Genomic DNA, 16446 nt, shown 5'->3' with positions numbered 1-16446 from the left:
ATTTGCCCGGCCTAACCACCAGCACTATTTAGGTAATGCGTTGTTTTGCAGTCCGTTCTAACTCAGAAAGAAATGGAGCAAATCATGAGCCACGTTTACGATTTCGATAAGGGCGTTGATCGCCGCGGCACCGACGCCAAGAAGTTCGACCCGTCCCTCTGCCCGGACGACGTCCTCCCCTTCTGGATCGCTGACTCCGAGTTCCAGAGCCCGGTTGAGCTCACCGAGGCCCTCCACAAGCGCGTCGACATGCCCCACTACGGCTACCCCTACATCGACACCGCTTTCGAGAACGCCGTCGCTCGTTGGTACAAGGTTCGTCACAACACCGTGCTGAACCCCGACTACATCGACTTCTCGCCGAACGTCATCATGGCCATGATCTGGGTCGTCAAGGAGTTCTCCGCCGTCGGCGATAAGGTCCTCCTCCAGACCCCGGTTTACCCGCCGTTCCACGGCCTCATCAAGAACAACGGCCGTCAGCTCGTCTACAACGAGATGAAGCTCATCGACGGTCGCTACGAGATCGACTGGGAGGACCTCGAGAAGAAGCTCAAGGATCCCGCCCTCAAGATCATGTTCATCTGCAACCCGCAGAACCCGACCGGCCGCAACTTCACCCGCGAGGAGCTCACTCGCATGGGCGAGCTCTGCATCGCCAACGACGTTATGGTCGGCATCGACGAGATCCACGCTGACATCGTCTTCGACGGCGGCGAGTTCATCCCCTTCTGCTCCATCTCCGAGGAGTTCGCCAACCACTCCGTCACCTTCGTCAACCCGGCCAAGACCTTCAACATCGCTGCCTTCCGCACCGCCGCTTGGTTCACGCACAACGAGAAGATCTACCGCCGCATGATGAACCAGCAGGCTTACGCCAAGGGCATGGGCCGCAACATCTTCGGCAACATCGCCCTCGAGGTCTGCTTCGGCCAGTGCGACGACTACGCTGATCAGTGCCTCGCTTACCTCAACGGCACCCGCGACATGTTCGTTGACTACATCAACGAGAACGTCCCGGGCATCACCGCCATCAAGCCCGAGGCCACCTTCATGAGCTGGCTCGACTGCCGCGGCCTCGGCTTCGAGACCCAGCAGGAGCTCAAGGACTTCATGTTCAACGACGCTAAGGTCCTGCTGAACGACGGCACCACCTTCGGCGCCAAGGAGGGCTTCGGCTTCATGCGCTTCAACTTCGCCGCTCCGCGCTCCATGGTTATGGAGGGCGCTAAGCGCATCGAGGCTGCCGTCAAGGCTCGCGCCTAGTTCTTGCGCGCAAGCGACTAAAGCCAAGCTGCACTAAGTAGCTGACAGCGGGGTGGGGCGGAGAAATCCGTTCCACCCCGCTTCTGCTTGGTCTCATCCGTTTAGTAACGAAACTATGCGGGTAGAAGTGCGGCAGAGAAGAGCGGGGTTTGCGCCTCGTATGTCAGTGCGATAGGAGGGTCATACGATGACCAACGAAGAACTGCTTGAGATCGGCACCGCTGATGGCGCGCTTGTCGCGCTTGTCTCCGAGGCCGGCGAGGTCGTTTGGAGCGCTCAGAAGAGCCCGGCTGGCACCATCGTCAAGGCGATGCTCGCCAACGAGGTTCCCGACGCGTACGCCCTCGTGGCCACTCAGCTTGGCGCCGCGCTTTCGACCGTGGGCAGCAAGCTTGGCGTGAAGAGGTACGCATGCCGCCAGCTCTCCAAGCCGGGCCGTCGTTTCCTCGAGGCTGCCGGCGTCGAGTTCTATGCCGAGGAGGACATTGAGCTCGTGAAGTCCTCGAAGGACCCCTCGAAGGTCTGCCCTGTCGAGGCTGCCCTCTCTGAGATGGAGACCGCGGAGGAGATGTGGGCCTTCCTCGAGAAGAAGTTCTCCTCCGAGGAGAACCCGAGCTGCAGCGTGCCCTGGGCCAAGTAGGGCACTCCTTCTTCGGCTAATTTCCGCGTGCTTTGATGGCTCACGCCTGACCTGCGGCTTCGTTCGCGCCGCGTGCGCCTCTCGGGCTGCGCCCGCTTGTCTGGGTGTCTCCACAAACTTAACGCTTACGAAGGGACGGCGTTTCGTGCTAGAGTAGCCGGGCAAACAGAGAATGTAGTCGCAGCCATGCATACGCAGACGGGCGAGATGATGTTCATCGTCATCTCGCCCGTTTTTTGTTGGCGCGGCTACCGCCGCAGGCACAGCCTGCGGAGACAAACGGAGAGGAATCGCCCGCATATGCCTACCAACAAGCGAGAGAGCCTGATTTTCACCGTCATCATGTGCTTCTGCATGGTGCTTTGGATGTCCATCTACAACGTCGCGCGCATGTACGGACACGTTGGGATTGACGTGATTGTCGACGCGTGGGTCGGCTTCCCGCCCGCCTACATCTTCGCGATGCTGTGCGACGTGTTCGTCGCAGGCCCGCTCGCCAAGGGCTTCGCGTTCAAGTATCTCGTGACCCCGGGCAAGAGCTCTCCTCGCGCTATGACGCTCGCGGTCTCCAGCTGCATGGTCGTCCCGATGGTGATCATCATGTCGCTCTACGGCGCCTTTGAGGGGGCCTTCCATGCCGGTACGCTCGCCATTGTCCCCATGGCCTGGATCGCGAACATCCCCTGGAACTTCGTGATGGCCCTGCCGTGGAACCTCCTCGTCGCTGGCCCCTTCGCACGCTTTGTGTTCCGTCGCGCGTTTCCCGTGGGGACCGTGCTTGAGGAGCCGGTCGAGCTGGCGGACCTCGGGGTCATTGGCGGCGAGGACGAGGCGGATGTCTTCGCAGCCGAGGCGGTGTAGCCAGACCTATACTCAGGGGAGGCGGGCTTACGAGACCCGCGTTTCCTCGGCTGGGAGGCATTGCATGGAGATTGACGGCATCCAGATTAAGAAGGTGGCGTCGGTCGGTGCCGGCGTCATCGGGTATAGCTACGCGCTTAAGTTTGCGATGGCTGGGCTTGACGTGTGGGCGCAGAACCGTACGGAGGAGTCGAGCGAGCTCGCGCGCGAGCGTGTGGCGGCTTCGCTGGAGTCCCTCGTGAAGAATGGCGTCTATACGGAGGAAGAGTCGGCGGCAATCGCGGAGCGTATCCACTACACCACCTCCATTGCCGAGGCGGTCGCGGGAGCGCAGTTCATCCAGGAGTCCTCGGCTGAGCACTATGAGGTCAAATGGGAGCTCGTGAAGGAGATCGAGGAGGCGGCAGAGCCGGACGCCATCATCGCGAGCTCGACGTCTGGCCTGCTCGTGACCGAGATCGCCAAGAACGCCAAGCATCCGGAGCGCTTCTGTGGCGGCCACCCCTACAATCCGCCTCATCTCATCCCGCTCGTGGAGATCACGAAGGGCGAGAAGACCAGCGAGGAGACCGTCGAACGTGCCAAGGCGTTCTATACGGCTATTGGTATGGAGCCGGTCGTGCTGCAGAAGGAGGCCCTCGGCTTTATTTGCAACAGGCTTCAGATGGCACTGTACCGCGAGGTGGCGAACCTCGTGCTTTCCGGCGTGTGCAGCGTCGAGGACGCTGACAAGGCGGTGACCTTTGGCCCGGGCATTCGCTGGGGCATCATGGGGCCGTCTCTCGTGTTTGAGCTGGGCGGCGGCAAGGGTGGCGTGTCCGGCCTCATGAATCACCTCAATGACTCGATCAACCTGTGGCTTGAGGACATGGCGGACTGGAAGAGCTTCCCGCCCGAGTTTGCGCAGGTGGTACAGGACGGCGTGAACGCCGAGCTTGCCGCGCGTCCCGCGGAGACGGGTAATACGCCCGAGAGCCTAGCGGAGTACCGCGACCATATGCTTATCGAGCTGCTGAAGCTCCACAAGAAGCTGTAACGAGGACGGGGGGCGAGCCTGACGATCTGGCTCGCCCTCTTGCTGTGAGATTGGGCTCGGGGCGATTGCCCGCCAATTCCTGTTCTTACAAAAAGCGCGCCTGCACGTTGACCGTGCGGGCGCGCTTTTGCGTCTAGCGGGCTTTGGCGTCTCTACAGCGCGACGTAGGCGCGGAGTAGTTCGACCTACAGCGCGACGTAGGCGCGGAGAAGCTCGAAGGTGTTGCGGACGCCGTCCATGTGGGAGCGCTCGTAGTTGTGCGAGGCGTAGACGCCAGGGCCGATGAGGCCGTGTCGGATGTCGAAGCCGGCCGTGAGCGTGGCCTCGACATCAGAGCCGTAGTGCGGGTAGACGTCGATCGCGTAGTCGAGGCCGGCTACCTTGGCCGCCGCCGCGAGGTCGCTCACGACGTCATAGTTGTACGGGCCGCCCGAGTCCTTGGCGCAGATCGAAACCATACGCTCGGTGCAGCCGAGGTCCGCACCTACGCAGCCCATGTCGACGCTGATCATGTCGCGGGTATCCTCCGGCACAACGCTGCCGCCGTGGCCGACCTCCTCGTAGACCGTGAACAGCAGAGAGACCTTGCGGCCGAGCGTGATCTCGCCGGCGGCGACGGCGCGGGCGAAACCGATGAGGATTGAGGCGGAGAGCTTGTCATCCAGGAAGCGGCTCTTGATGTAGCCGCTCTCCGTGACCGTGGTGCGAGGGTCCATGGCGATGATGTCACCTGTCTGAATACCCAGAGCCAGGACCTCGTCCTTCGTGGTTACGTTCTCGTCGAGGAGGATCTCCATGTTCTTCTCGACCTGCTCGACCTTGTCGTCGGCGACGTGGGCGGAGGGCTCGGTGTTGAGGACGACGCCGGTGTAGGTGCGGCCGTCGCGCGTGTGGACGGTGCAGTTCTCACCGTCCGCGGTGCGCCACTGGTGGCCGCCGAGGGTCGTGGGGCGCAGGCGGCCGTTGTCCTTGATGGAGCGGATCATGGCGCCGAGCGTGTCGATGTGGCTGGCGAGCACGAGGGGGTTGCCCTCGCCACCCAGCTGGACGAGCACGTTGCCCTTGTTGGAGACCTCGGGCGAAAAGCCGAGCTCGGTGAGGGTCTTCACGAGGTAGTCCGTTGCATGCTTGGTGTAGCCGGTGGGGCTGGGGATGGCGGTGAGCTCCGTGAGGCGCTCCGCGATGTAGCTGAGGTTGGAATCCAAGGTTTGCTCCGTGGTCGTGGCTGTTGCTTGTCCTCCATTATCTGTCAGACGCGGGGCGAACGACGCCGCGGCTCGAGCGGCGGCGCACAAAAAGCGCCCCGGCTCGCAAGGGAGCCGGGGCGCCTGGTTGGCAAAGTTGACAAAGGGACAGTCCCTTTGTCAACTTTTGCGGGCTACATGAAGTACTTCACGCCGCTCTCGAAGACGGGCATGAACTTGTTGCCCGGCACGTTGACGTAGAGGCCGTCGCCGCGGCGCTCGACGTGGCCCATCTTGCCGAAGACGCGGCCGTCGGGGCTGGTGATGCCCTCGACGCAGGCGATGGAGCCGTTGGGGTTTACGTCGAGGTCCATGCTTGGGACGCCGGCTTCGTCGACGTACTGCGTGGCAATCTGGCCGTTGGCAATGAGCTGGGCGAGAACCTCGTCGCTGGCGACGAAGCGGCCCTCACCATGGGAGATGGCGACGGTGTAGTCGCTGCCCTGCTCGCACTGGGCGAGCCACGGCGAAAGGTTGCTTGCGACGCGGGTGCGCACGAGGCGGCTCTGGTGGCGGCCGATGGTGTTGAACGTCAGCGTGGGCGCCTCGGGCGTGGCGTCGACGATGTCGCCGTAGGGAACGAGGCCAAGCTTGATGAGGGCCTGGAAGCCGTTGCAGATGCCGAGCATGAGGCCATCGCGCTGCTGGAGCAGGTCGCGAACCGCCTCGGTGACCTCGGGGGCGCGGAAGAAGGCCGTGATGAACTTGGCGGAGCCATCGGGCTCGTCGCCGCCGGAGAAGCCACCCGGGATCATGACGATCTGGCTCTTGCGGATGCGCTCGGCGAGCTCGTGGGTGCTCTCTGCAACAGCGGCGGGCGTGAGGTTGTTGATGACGAAGACGTCGGCGTCGGCACCGGCGGCGGTGAAGGCGCGGGCGGAGTCGTACTCGCAGTTGTTACCCGGGAAGACGGGGATGGTCACGCGCGGGCGACCGAGCTTGGCGCCACTGAAGACGTGGACGTCCTTGGCCTGGTAGTCGATTGCGTCGACCTTCTCGGCCTCGCCCTTGGTGCGGTAGGGGAACACGCCCTCGATGCCGCTCTCCCAAGCCTCCTGGAGGGTCGCGAGGTCGCAGGTCTCGCCGGCGGCAACGAACTCGTAGGCGTCAGTCGTGGTGCCGAGGAGCTCGACGGAGACGTTGTCGGTCGAGGCGGGCAGCTCGACGCCGTCGGCGAGCTCCACGAGGAAGCTGCCGTAGGCCGGGTCGAACAGGCTGTCGGCGGGGACGTCCTCGACGAGGCCGACGCCAAGCTGGTTGCCGACGCACATCTTGAACAGGGCCTCGGCCTCGCCGCCATAGCCAGGCGTGGAGATGGCGAGCGCGGCGCCGTCGCCCACGAGCTTCTCGATGACGTCGAAGGTCTCGAGCAGGCCGGTGGCGTTCGGACGGTAGTCGTCACCGTACTCGGCGGGCTCGACGCAGATAACGCGGTGGCCGCTGGCCTTGAACTCAGGCGAGGTGGCGCGAGCGGCCTTGCCCACGGCGACGGCGAAGCTGATGAGGGTGGGCGGGACGTTGAGCTCGCCCTCGGCATCCTCGAAGCTGCCGCTCATCGAGTCCTTGCCGCCGATGGCGCCAGCGCCAAGGTCCATCTGGGCCATGAGGGCGCCGAGGACGGCGGCCATGGGCTTGCCCCAGCGCTCGGGCTCGGTGCGCAGACGCTCGAAGTACTCCTGGAAGGAGAGGTAGGCGTCGCGGTGGCAGAAGCCGGCGGCGACGAGCTTGGAGATGCTCTCGACGACGGAGAGATAGGCGCCGGCGAACTGGTTCTTCTCCATCAGATAGGGGTTGAAGCTCCACGCCATGGCGCTGGCCGTGGTGGTCTCGCCGTCGACGGGGAACTTCGCGACCATTGCGGAGGTGGGGGTGAGCTGGGTCTTGCCGCCGAAGGGCATGAGGACCGTGGCGGCGCCGATGGTGGAGTCGAAGCGCTCGGACAGGCCCTTGTTGGAGGCGACGTTGAGGTCGCGGACGAGCGAGGTCATGCGTTCGGCGAGGGTGTCGCCTGCCCACTCGGGCTCCCAGCGCTCTGCCTTCAGGACGTGGACGTCCATGTGCTTCGGGGCGCCGTTGCTGGCGAGGAACTCGCGGGAGAGGTCGACGATGGTGTCGCCGCGCCACGTGATGTGGACGCGCGGGTCCTCGGTGACGGTGGCGATGACGGTGGCCTCGAGGTTCTCCTCGCGGGCGTAGCCCATAAACTCGTCGACGTCGGAGGCGGCAAGGGCCACGGCCATGCGCTCCTGGCTCTCGGAGATGGCAAGCTCGGTGCCGTCGAGGCCCTCGTACTTCTTGGTCACGCGGTCGAGGTCGATGTCGAGGCCATCGGCGAGCTCGCCCACGGCGACGGAGACGCCGCCGGCGCCGAAGTCATTGCAGCGCTTGATCAGACGGCAGGCGTCGCCGCGACGGAAGAGGCGCTGGAGCTTGCGCTCGACAGGGGCGTTGCCCTTCTGGACCTCGGCACCGCACTCCTCCAGGCTCTCGACGTTCTGGGTCTTGGAGCTGCCGGTGGCGCCGCCGATGCCGTCACGGCCGGTGCGACCGCCGAGAAGGACGATCTTGTCGCCGGGCGCGGGGCACTCGCGGCGCACGTGGGAGGCGGGGGTGGCGCCCACGACGGCGCCAACCTCCATGCGCTTGGCCATGTAGCCGGGGTGGTAGAGCTCGGAGACCTGGCCGGTGGCGAGGCCAATCTGGTTGCCGTAGCTGGAGTAGCCGGCCGCGGCGGTGGTCACGAGCTTGCGCTGCGGGAGCTTGCCGGCGCGGGTGGTGGAGACGGGGACCGTCGGGTCAGCGGCGCCGGTGACGCGCATGGCCTGGTAGACGTAGCTGCGGCCGGACAGCGGGTCGCGGATCGCGCCGCCGACGCAGGTAGCGGCGCCACCGAAGGGCTCGATCTCCGTCGGGTGGTTGTGGGTCTCGTTCTTGAAGAGGAAGAGCCAGTCCTGGTCCTCGCCGTCGACGTCGACCTTCACCTTGACGGTGCAGGCGTTGATCTCCTCGGACTCGTCGAGGTTCTTGAGGATGCCCTGCTTCTTGAGCCACTTGGCGCCGATGGTGCCCATGTCCATGAGGCAGACGGGCTTGGCGTCGCGGCCGAGCTCGTGGCGGACCTCGAGGTACTTGTCGAACGCAGCCTTGACGACCTCGTCATCGATCTGGACGTTCTCGAGCTGCGTGCCGAAGGTGGTGTGGCGGCAGTGATCAGACCAGTAGGTGTCGATGACGCGAATCTCGGTGATGGTGGGGTTGCGCTTCTCGCCGGCGAAGTACTCCTGGCAGAACTTGATGTCCGCGAGATCCATGGCGAGACCGCGGTTGGCGATGAAGGCGGCGAGACCGGCCTCATCGAGACCGAGGAAGGCGTCGAGAACCTCGACGTTGGCCGGGGTGGCGACCTCCATCTTGAGCGTCGCCTTGGTCGAGAGCGTCGCCTCGCGGGCCTCGACGGGGTTGATCACGTAGTGTTTGATGGCGTCGACGTCGGCGGCGGAGAGCTCGCCGGAGAGGACGTAGACCTTGGCGGATCGAACGTCCGGGCGCTCGCCGGCGCTCACGAGCTGGACGCACTCGCTGGCGGAATCCGCGCGCTGGTCGAACTGGCCGGGCAGGTACTCAACGGCGAAGACGGCGGTGCCGGCCGGGGCGGAGGCGACGAAGCCGCGCTCATCAAGCTCGACGCCCTCGACGGGGAGCTCGGCGGTGGCGGTGTCGACCTGCGGCTCGCTGAAGACGATGGGGACGCAGCGCTGGAACAGGGCCTCATCGACCCCCTCGACGTCATAGCGGTTGATGACGCGGAGGCTCGTCAGGCCACCGATACCGAGGATGGTGCGCAGCTCTTGTGCGAGCTGCTGCGCCTCCACGTCGAAGCCCGGCTTCTTCTCAACGTAGATGCGAGAGACCATTGATCCTGCCCTTCTCGGCTTTTGGCCGATTCGCGGTGCTTGGTTTCCTTGCGATGTGAATGCGGCTGGCTAGGCGGTCAGACCTGGAGCCGCGCGTGCCGCGGCACAGCTGGGCGGCCTTTGGCACAACTCCTTATTATGCCGCGATACCGCCCAGCGTGTTGGCCGCAAGTTGACAAAGGGACAGTCCCTTTGTCAACCCTGCGCGGGCCGCAACCTGAAAAAGGGACAGTCCCTTTTTCAGGTTGCGTGCGTGAGCTCGGGCTGCCTGGCGCTATGCTTGAGTCGCTCGCGGGTTGACGGCTCAGGGAGGCCTTTCGCTATGAACGAGTTCGAGGCTACGAATGACGATTTCCGCCACTTGGATGACGGCCTTCCGCCGGAGATTCAGCGGCTCAAGGACGCGGGACAGCTCAAGCGTGCCATCCGCCTCATCGAGGGCGAGCTGCGTGCGGGAACGCGCCCCGAGCTCGCGCCCTGCCTGCGTGCCGAGCGCGCCCGTATGCTGCGTACGCCGCTCGACTTCTGCGTGACGCGAGAGGCGGCCCTCGAGCAGGTGCGCGCGGAGTGGCCGGATTTCTCCGAGGACGACCTCGACCGCCTCGTTGACGCGCGGCGCATCGATTGGCGTCTCGTCGAGGGAGAGCAGCGCTTTCTCGACAACTTCGTCGACTCGCTGCGGAAGTATCCCGAGGACGTGCCTGGTCTCGCGTGTCCCGTGCAGGACCGCGCAGAGCAGCTTGCCGTTCTCGATGAGATGCGCGAGAGGGGCTTCGCCGAGCGGCGCATCCGCATCCGCGCGAGCATCGCAGCGGGCGAGGACGTTGACGTGGCGTCGGATACGCCCGTGCGCTGCTGGCTGCCCCTGCCCGCTAAGTGTCCGCAGATCTGCGACATCCAGCTGCGAGATGCCATGTCGGGCGTCCAGGTGGCGCCCACCGACGCGCCGCAGCGAACGGCCTATTGGGAGACGTGCGGCGAGCGTGAGTTCTACGTGGACTACGAGTACACGATTCGCGCGCCGTACGTGGACCTTTGGTGCGAGGCGCCGGCTCCTGCCGAGAAGGACGCGCGCTTTGCCTCCGCGCCCGCGCCCGAGGTGGCGGATGTCGCCGAGCAGCGGCCACACGTTACGTTCACGCCCTACCTGCGCGAACTTGCGGATCGCCTGTTTGCGACCATCCCCGCCGATGACGCGCTTGGCCGTGCGCGTGCCGCCTATGACTACGTGACGAACAACGTCGACTATCGTTTCCAGCCTGAGTACCTGCTGCTCGATCCCATCGCAGACTCATGCGCGAAGTCGCTTCGCGGCGACTGCGGCGTGTTTGCCGTCACGTTCATCACGCTGTGCCGCCTGGGCGGCGTGCCCGCGCGCTGGCAGAGCGGCCTCTATGCGGCGCCCGATTACGTGGGGCCGCATGACTGGGCGATGTTCTTCATCGAGGGCCTTGGGTGGCTCTGGGCCGATTGCTCGTTCGGCTCCTCTGCCCGCCGCGACGGCGACGAAGCGCGCCGTCGCTTCTACTTTGGCAACCTTGGCCCGTGGCGCATGGTCGCGAACTCGCAGTTCATGGCTCCGCTTACGCCTGCGTGTGACATTCTGCGCGCGGACCCGTATGACAACCAGGTTGGCGAGCTGGTCGTCGGCGACCGCGGGCTCACCTTCCATGACTTCACCTGGCAAACCACCCTCGTCTCCATGAGCTAGCGGCCTCGCGCGAAACCTGAAAAAGGGACTGTCCCTTTTGCAGGTGGCGGCGCGCGGGTTGACAAAGGGACTGTCCCTTTGTCAACTTGTTTGGGATGAGAACCAGGGATGACATAGCGGAGCTCTTGGCGCCGGCGGGGGATCGCGAGGCGTTCCTCGCTGCTGTCGCGGCGGGGGCGGATGCGATCTATTGCGGCGTTACCGGCGAGCTCAACGCCCGCCGCCGTGCGGGAGGTATCGGGCCTGGCGAGCTCGCGGGGCTATGCGACTTCGCCCACGCTCGCGGCGTTCGCGTCTACGTGACGATGAACGTTGTCGTGAAGCAGGCGGAACTCGCTGGCGCCGTTGCCGCGGCGGGTCGTGTGCTCGACGCGGGTGCTGACGCCCTCATCATCCAGGACCTGGGCTTTATTGCCGAGGTGCATCGCGCGTTCCCCGCGGCAGAGATTCACGTCTCGACCCAGGCAAACGTGCATGACGCCCGTGGGGTCCGCCTGTGCGAGCAGCTTGGCGCCTCGCGCGTGACGCTCTCTCGCGAGCTGCCGCTGGCGGAGATTGCCGCCATTGCCGCGGAGACGAACGCGGAGCTCGAGGTCTTCTCGCACGGGGCAATTTGCCCCAGCTATTCGGGCATATGCATGCTTTCGAGCTTCCTTCGCGAGGGCCGCTCTCCCAATCGGGGCCTCTGCGCCCAGCCGTGTCGCTTGCCGTTCGATCTTGTGGACGAGCGCGGCGTGCGCCTTCAGGTGCCGGATCGCGAACGCCCGCTCTGCACGCATGACAACTGCGTGATTGATGACTTGGGACCCATGATTGACGCGGGCGTTTCTGCCTTCAAGCTCGAGGGACGCATGAAGCCGGCGGCATACGTTTGGGCCGTTACCTCGGCATATCGAGCGGCGCTTGATGCGATCGCCGTCAACGCCGATGTACCTGGCTCTGCGCGGGCCCGTCTCAAGCGCACGTTCAACCGTGGCCTCACCGACGCATATCTACATGGCACCTCGGGAAACGAGCTCATGAGCTATGAGCGCAGCGGCAACCGCGGCCTGTTTGTGGGCGAGGTCGTGGGGTTCGAGCCCGAGCCCGGCTTCAAGCCGCGCGATGGCCAGCAGCTGCGCGGCACCGTGCGCGTGCACCTCACCGCACCCGTGGGGGAGGGCGACTCCATCGAGCTCAGACCGCAGAGGGATCCCGGGCGCTTTCTCGTGGTCAAGGTCCCGTGTGACTCACGAGCGGGAGACGTCATCGAGTGCTTCTGCCCCAGGCCGATGGAGCCGGGTGTTCTCGCTCGAGTCACGAAATCCGTGGCGTTGGAGCTTGCGGCGGCAAAGGCGGTGAGCGAGCTTGAGCAAGAACTGTGAGCTCTGCGCGCTCGTGCGCAGCATTGATGATGCGCCCGCTGTGCGCGCTGCTGGTGCCACCCGCATTTACCTCGACGTTATTGACGTGCAGTCCGCGCCTGAACTTCTCGCCCGTGTGGCGGAGGAGGGCGTCATCCCCGTGCTGGACGAGGTTTGCCGCGAGGCAGACCATGCCCGCATCGATCCGTGGATGCGCGTCGGGATGCCGGCGGCGGTGGGTAACGTCTCCGAGCTCGCCCTCGCTCGCGAGTGTGGCGCCCTTGTCGAGACGCGCTCCTGTATCCCTGTGCACAACACGTCTACGCTGCGGCTTATTGGCGATCTTGGTGCTCGGCTCGCCTGGCTGTCTCCGGAGCTCTCGCTTGATGAGGCGTGCGAGCTTGCACGAGCCGATGCCTTGCCGCTTGGCGTGTCCGTCTATGGCCGTCCGCGCATCATGACGTGCGAGCACTGTGCCTTGCAGGTCGCCTATGACTGCGACCGCGACCATGTGCATTGTCCGCATCGGAGCGAGGCCCATTGGCTCGTGAACATCGACGGGCGCGCCCTGCCCGTACGCACGGATGCCTGCGGTCGCTCTCGCATCTACCTCGATGAGCCTCTCGATCTTGTGCCCTATGCGGCCAAGCTTGCCGAGGCGGGTGTTGCCCGTCTGCTCGTCGACGCCGCATCGACGAGTGTGGACGAGGCCTGCGACGCGCTCGCGAGGCTTCGCCGCGCGCTTGCCGATGAGGATGTGGAGCGGCGCGGCATCGATGGCCTTGCCCAAACGGGCGTCGAGTAGCTAGCCTCCCGCACAACGTTCCAAGGCGGCGAGGCACCCCCTGCGGCGAGGCACCCCCTGCGGCGAGGCACCCCCGTGTCGAGATGCCCCATGCCGAGATGCTCCCGTGCCGAGCCGCGCCTTCTACCGTCCCGCCTCGCCCATGACCTCTGCCGCCGAGCGCCAGGGACGCAGTCGCGACGGATCAACCTCGACATGAGCGTGCTCTGGCACCTCATGCCACTTGACGGTATACCCCGCGCCATGACTGCAGAAGACCGAATCCGGCGTGTTGGGAAGGTCCGCCTCGGGGTCATATCCCGCTTCCGCAATAACGCGATCCGCGTCGTGACACGGCTCATAGCCGGAGAACTCGAGAGAGATCCTTCCCTGGCCACTCGTGTATTCGGCGAGCTGTAAGGCGTAGTCGCCGAGCTCAGACGCGGGAACCTCGCCTGTGAGCCGAGCCTCGTCACCCATCTGCTCGGGAGAGCCGAAGCGAGCGGACATCCTCGTGAGATCAGACATCGCACGGCCGACCTTGTCCGTGGGCAGCTCGAGCTCAAACGCGTACCACGGCTCCAGCAGCATGCATTCTCCGAGCTCACGGGCAGTCATGAGTGCCTGTCGCATCGCGCGATAGGTTGCTTGCCTGAAATCGCCGCCCTCGGTGTGCTTGAGGTGCGCGCGGCCTCCAACGAGGGTAATGCGAACGTCAGTCACGGGCGCGCCGGTGAGAACGCCAACGAGTTCTCGTTCCTGCGCGTTCGTGAGGACTAGGCGCTGCCAGTTGCGGTCAAGGTCATCCTCGGAGCACTCGGAGCCAAACGTCACGCCGCTGCCGCGCGGCGCCGGGTCAAGGCGGAGATGAACCTCGGCGTAGTGACGCAGGGGCTCGAAGTGGCCAACGCCCACGACTGGCTTCGAGATGGTCTCCTCGTACAGAATGCTGCCCGGGCCAAAGTCGATATCGAGGCCAAAGCGACGCGTCATGAGGTCGCGGACGACCTCGAGCTGGACCGCCCCCATAAGCCTCAAGCGAATTTCCTGCAGGTGCTCGTCCCAGGAGACGGCGAGCATGGGGTCCTCCTCGGCAAGCTCTCGCAAGGCGCTGAGTACCGTGTGGATGTCGGCGCCGCCCGTGAGCACGCCGTAGGTGAGGACGGGCGCCAAGATGGGGCGCTCCGGCGCGGATTCGGCGCCCAGCGCATCGCCTGGGCGAACGTGCGAGAGGCCCGTTACGGCGCAGACTCCGCCGGCGGAGACATTTGATATGGGTTCGAAGCGCGACCCCGTGTAGATGCGGAGTTCGTTGATCTTTTCGGACCAGGGGATGCCGTCCGTCGCACCGTCTACCTGCTGGCGGGCGCGGAGCTCGCCGCCGGTGATCTTGAGCCAGGCGATTCGCTCGCCGCGGTCGCCGCGGCTTACGCGATACACGCGAGCGGCGAACTCGCCGGGCCAGGCGCGGTCGGGCGCGAGCTTGGCGATAGCATCCAGAAGCTCGGCCACGCCCTCGTTCTTGAGGGCCGAGCCAAACAGACACGGAAAGACGTGGCGCTCAGCGAAGAGGCGTCGAGTGGTCGCGTCGCTGAGCTCGCCTGTCTCGAGAAACTCCTCGAGCGCCGCCTCGTCCGTCATGACAGCGGCTTCGCCGGTTAGCTCCTCGATGGGGAGGCATCCCTCGGAGAGCCTTGCGCGCAGGGCCGCAAGCAGGGCGTTTCTCTCGGCAAGAGAGCCCGCGTCAGGCAAAAGGTCTACCTTGTTCGCGAAGATGATGGTGGGGATGCCGTGACGCTCAAGCAGACGCCAGAGGGTGCGGGTGTGACCCTGGATGCCGTCATTTGCGCCTACGACGAGCACCGCGAGGTCGAGGGCGGCGAGCGTCCGCTCCGCCTCAGCGGAGAAATCGACGTGACCGGGGGAGTCCACCAGCGTGATCTCGGTGCCTGCGTGCTCGAGAGCCGCTTGGGAGGAGAAGATCGTGATGCCACGGTCACGCTCCATGAGGTCAGTGTCGAGGTGGGAGTCGCCGCGGTCGACGCGACCGCAGGTGCGGATGGTGCCCGCGTCGAACAGCATCGCTTCCGCGAGCGTGGTCTTACCTGCGTCGACGTGCGCCAATATGCCGACAACCGTCTGCCTCATAGGTCTCCCGAGCGTTGAGTGCTTGTGTGTGGGTGCAATCGTCTCCCCGGTGAGCGTCTTGGTCAAGACACGAGACGGCCTTACCGTCCCGTCCCGGGCGCCTAAAGACCGCGGAGGCTATGGTGCCGTTCGAGCGGGCCTGCGGTTGCCCTGCGTGCCGATATTGACGCGCTGCCCATTCGCGAGGAAAGCGGCCTTGCCTACGCGAGTGCCAACGGTCGTGATTGCCCACGATACCGGTTTCTCCTTGCCGATGCCCTCAAACCATTTGGCGGGTGCGACGCTCGATGGCCCTTCTGCGTGGGTATCGTTACACCATTGCACGTATGCGTTGGCGCCTAGGCGCCGGACAGGGGGATACCATGGCAGATCTTACTGGCAAGCGCGCTCTCGTCATCGTCGAGGGCTATGGCACTGAGGAGCCCGAGCTTCTCCAGCCTGTCGAGTTCCTGCGCGAGCGCGGTGCGGAGGTTGATATCGCCGCAGCTCAGAACCCGATTGACTGCGTGACGGGCGATCGCTATGACTCGCAGCAGATCGTTCCTGACAAGATGCTCGCGGAGACTGGGGCTGAGGGCTATGACGTGTTGATCGTTCCTGGCGGCACTGTCAACATGGATCGCCTGCGCATCAACCCGGAGGCGCACCGCATCATGCGCGAGTTCATGGAGGCCAAGAAGGTCGTCGCGTGCATCTGCCATGGCCCATGGCTGCTCGTGAATTCCGGCGTTGCCGAGGGTAAGACCGTGACCAGCTGCGAGTTCAATCGCATTGACATGGAGAACGGCGGTTTCGTATGGGTTGACGAGGAGGCTCACGTCGATGACTCTGACGGTCAGATGCTCATCACGAGCCGTTGCCCGGATGACCTGCCGGCGTTCTGCGCCGCCATTGAGGCCGCTCTGGCGTAAGGCGCAAGTCTCGGAGGTGATTCGCCCGCCGGCGGTGTGCCTCGTGGGAGCTTGCTAGCGACGAGTCAACAAAGACCACTTTGATGGGGCTGCTGTCCGGATGGGCGGCAGCCCCCTTTGTGCGCTTCTGAGCTGCGGATATAGCATATAAGTCATATTCACAACAAACGATAGCTGCATGAAGACGGATTTATCTACCTGGCCTTATGACATATAAGTCATATTGAGAGGTAGGTAATACTTCCAGTACATCTAGCTGCGGATATGACATATACGTCATATCCAGCAAGCACAAGAACAACGTCATTAGCAGCAGATATGACATATACGTCACATTGTTCGAGTCAAATGGCGCGGCCGGTGCATAAAGCAAACGCGCCGGCAGCTTGCCCTTGGCGGCTGCCGGCGCGTCATTCTCGCGCGTTATGTTGGTGTGCCCGTCGGATAGATTGCTGTGCCCTAGCTCTGGCGACTGAACCTAGTGCCCTAGCTCTGGCGACTGAATCTAGTGGGTTGATTTCCGATCCCAACCGAACACATTGAGCTGACGGCACGCTCCCGCAGTTAACCGAACGCCCCCGAGGTCCT

General features: G+C 64.6%; 11 protein-coding genes. 8 read left to right on the top strand and 3 right to left on the bottom strand.

The window, feature by feature from the left end; translation table 11 throughout:
• Positions 1-84 precede the first annotated feature (84 nt).
• The 4 genes from ABCN07_RS02000 (at position 85) to ABCN07_RS01985 (ending at position 3803) form a co-directional block, all read left to right on the top strand.
• Positions 85-1266 (top strand): MalY/PatB family protein, encoded by a 1182-nt coding sequence (locus ABCN07_RS02000; RefSeq protein WP_343005183.1) that lies wholly within the window; start codon positions 85-87, stop codon positions 1264-1266.
• Positions 1267-1453: 187 nt separating this feature from the next.
• Entirely contained in the window at positions 1454-1906 is a 453-nt protein-coding gene (locus tag ABCN07_RS01995) for a DUF1893 domain-containing protein (protein WP_343005182.1), read from the top strand.
• 300 nt (positions 1907-2206) lie between these two features.
• A complete protein-coding gene (locus ABCN07_RS01990; protein WP_343005181.1) occupies positions 2207-2767 on the top strand; it encodes a DUF2798 domain-containing protein in 561 nt (186 codons plus the stop codon).
• 64 nt (positions 2768-2831) lie between these two features.
• On the top strand, positions 2832-3803 hold the full coding sequence (locus tag ABCN07_RS01985; protein WP_343005180.1) for a 3-hydroxyacyl-CoA dehydrogenase family protein: 972 nt from the start codon (positions 2832-2834) through the stop codon (positions 3801-3803).
• A 185-nt stretch (positions 3804-3988) separates the two neighbouring features.
• On the opposite strand, the gene ABCN07_RS01980 is transcribed toward ABCN07_RS01985, so the two are convergent.
• Together ABCN07_RS01980 and ABCN07_RS01975 are read right to left on the bottom strand one after the other, a co-directional pair.
• On the bottom strand, positions 3989-5008 hold the full coding sequence (locus ABCN07_RS01980; protein WP_343005179.1) for a M42 family metallopeptidase: 1020 nt from the start codon (positions 5006-5008) through the stop codon (positions 3989-3991).
• Positions 5009-5181: 173 nt separating this feature from the next.
• Positions 5182-8961, bottom strand: coding sequence for a phosphoribosylformylglycinamidine synthase (locus ABCN07_RS01975; RefSeq protein WP_343005178.1), 3780 nt, complete (start codon positions 8959-8961; stop codon positions 5182-5184).
• Between the two features lie 322 nt (positions 8962-9283).
• Between ABCN07_RS01975 and ABCN07_RS01970 the strand changes: the two genes are divergently transcribed.
• The 3 genes from ABCN07_RS01970 to ABCN07_RS01960 all read left to right on the top strand — a co-directional run bounded on the left by ABCN07_RS01970 (position 9284) and on the right by ABCN07_RS01960 (position 12820).
• Positions 9284-10672 (top strand): transglutaminase-like domain-containing protein, encoded by a 1389-nt coding sequence (locus ABCN07_RS01970; RefSeq protein WP_343005177.1) that lies wholly within the window; start codon positions 9284-9286, stop codon positions 10670-10672.
• 95 nt (positions 10673-10767) lie between these two features.
• Complete coding sequence (locus ABCN07_RS01965) at positions 10768-12036, top strand: U32 family peptidase (RefSeq protein WP_343005176.1); 1269 nt, start codon at positions 10768-10770, stop codon at positions 12034-12036.
• Entirely contained in the window at positions 12020-12820 is an 801-nt protein-coding gene (locus ABCN07_RS01960) for a U32 family peptidase (RefSeq protein ID WP_343005175.1), read from the top strand. Before ABCN07_RS01965 ends, ABCN07_RS01960 begins: the two co-directional genes overlap by 17 nt.
• A 123-nt stretch (positions 12821-12943) precedes the next feature.
• On the opposite strand, the gene ABCN07_RS01955 is transcribed toward ABCN07_RS01960, so the two are convergent.
• The gene (locus tag ABCN07_RS01955) at positions 12944-14947 is read right to left on the bottom strand and encodes a translation factor GTPase family protein (RefSeq protein WP_343005174.1); all 2004 of its coding nucleotides are present in this window, start codon (positions 14945-14947) and stop codon (positions 12944-12946) included.
• A gap of 362 nt (positions 14948-15309) precedes the next feature.
• Here ABCN07_RS01955 and ABCN07_RS01950 point away from each other — a divergent pair, with 362 nt between their 5' ends.
• Positions 15310-15858: a DJ-1/PfpI/YhbO family deglycase/protease gene (locus ABCN07_RS01950; RefSeq protein ID WP_343005173.1), complete on the top strand. Its 549-nt coding sequence runs from the start codon at positions 15310-15312 to the stop codon at positions 15856-15858.
• Positions 15859-16446: the final 588 nt, after the last annotated feature.

Source organism: Collinsella sp. 1033st1_E11_1033SCRN_220408 (assembly GCF_039062465.1).
GTDB lineage: Bacteria > Actinomycetota > Coriobacteriia > Coriobacteriales > Atopobiaceae > Parolsenella.
This window is presented reverse-complemented; position numbering and strand designations above follow the sequence as displayed.

What these genes read in the sequence shown, in the direction of transcription:
- ABCN07_RS02000 (WP_343005183.1), top strand. Translation starts at nt 85, where the DNA reads ATGAGCCACGTTTACGATTTCGATAAGGGCGTTGATCGCCGCGGCACC.
- ABCN07_RS01995 (WP_343005182.1), top strand. Translation starts at nt 1,454, where the DNA reads ATGACCAACGAAGAACTGCTTGAGATCGGCACCGCTGATGGCGCGCTT.
- ABCN07_RS01990 (WP_343005181.1), top strand. Translation starts at nt 2,207, where the DNA reads ATGCCTACCAACAAGCGAGAGAGCCTGATTTTCACCGTCATCATGTGC.
- ABCN07_RS01985 (WP_343005180.1), top strand. Translation starts at nt 2,832, where the DNA reads ATGGAGATTGACGGCATCCAGATTAAGAAGGTGGCGTCGGTCGGTGCC.
- ABCN07_RS01975 (WP_343005178.1), bottom strand. Translation starts at nt 8,961, where the DNA reads ATGGTCTCTCGCATCTACGTTGAGAAGAAGCCGGGCTTCGACGTGGAG.
- ABCN07_RS01970 (WP_343005177.1), top strand. Translation starts at nt 9,284, where the DNA reads ATGAACGAGTTCGAGGCTACGAATGACGATTTCCGCCACTTGGATGAC.
- ABCN07_RS01965 (WP_343005176.1), top strand. Translation starts at nt 10,768, where the DNA reads ATGAGAACCAGGGATGACATAGCGGAGCTCTTGGCGCCGGCGGGGGAT.
- ABCN07_RS01955 (WP_343005174.1), bottom strand. Translation starts at nt 14,947, where the DNA reads ATGAGGCAGACGGTTGTCGGCATATTGGCGCACGTCGACGCAGGTAAG.
- ABCN07_RS01950 (WP_343005173.1), top strand. Translation starts at nt 15,310, where the DNA reads ATGGCAGATCTTACTGGCAAGCGCGCTCTCGTCATCGTCGAGGGCTAT.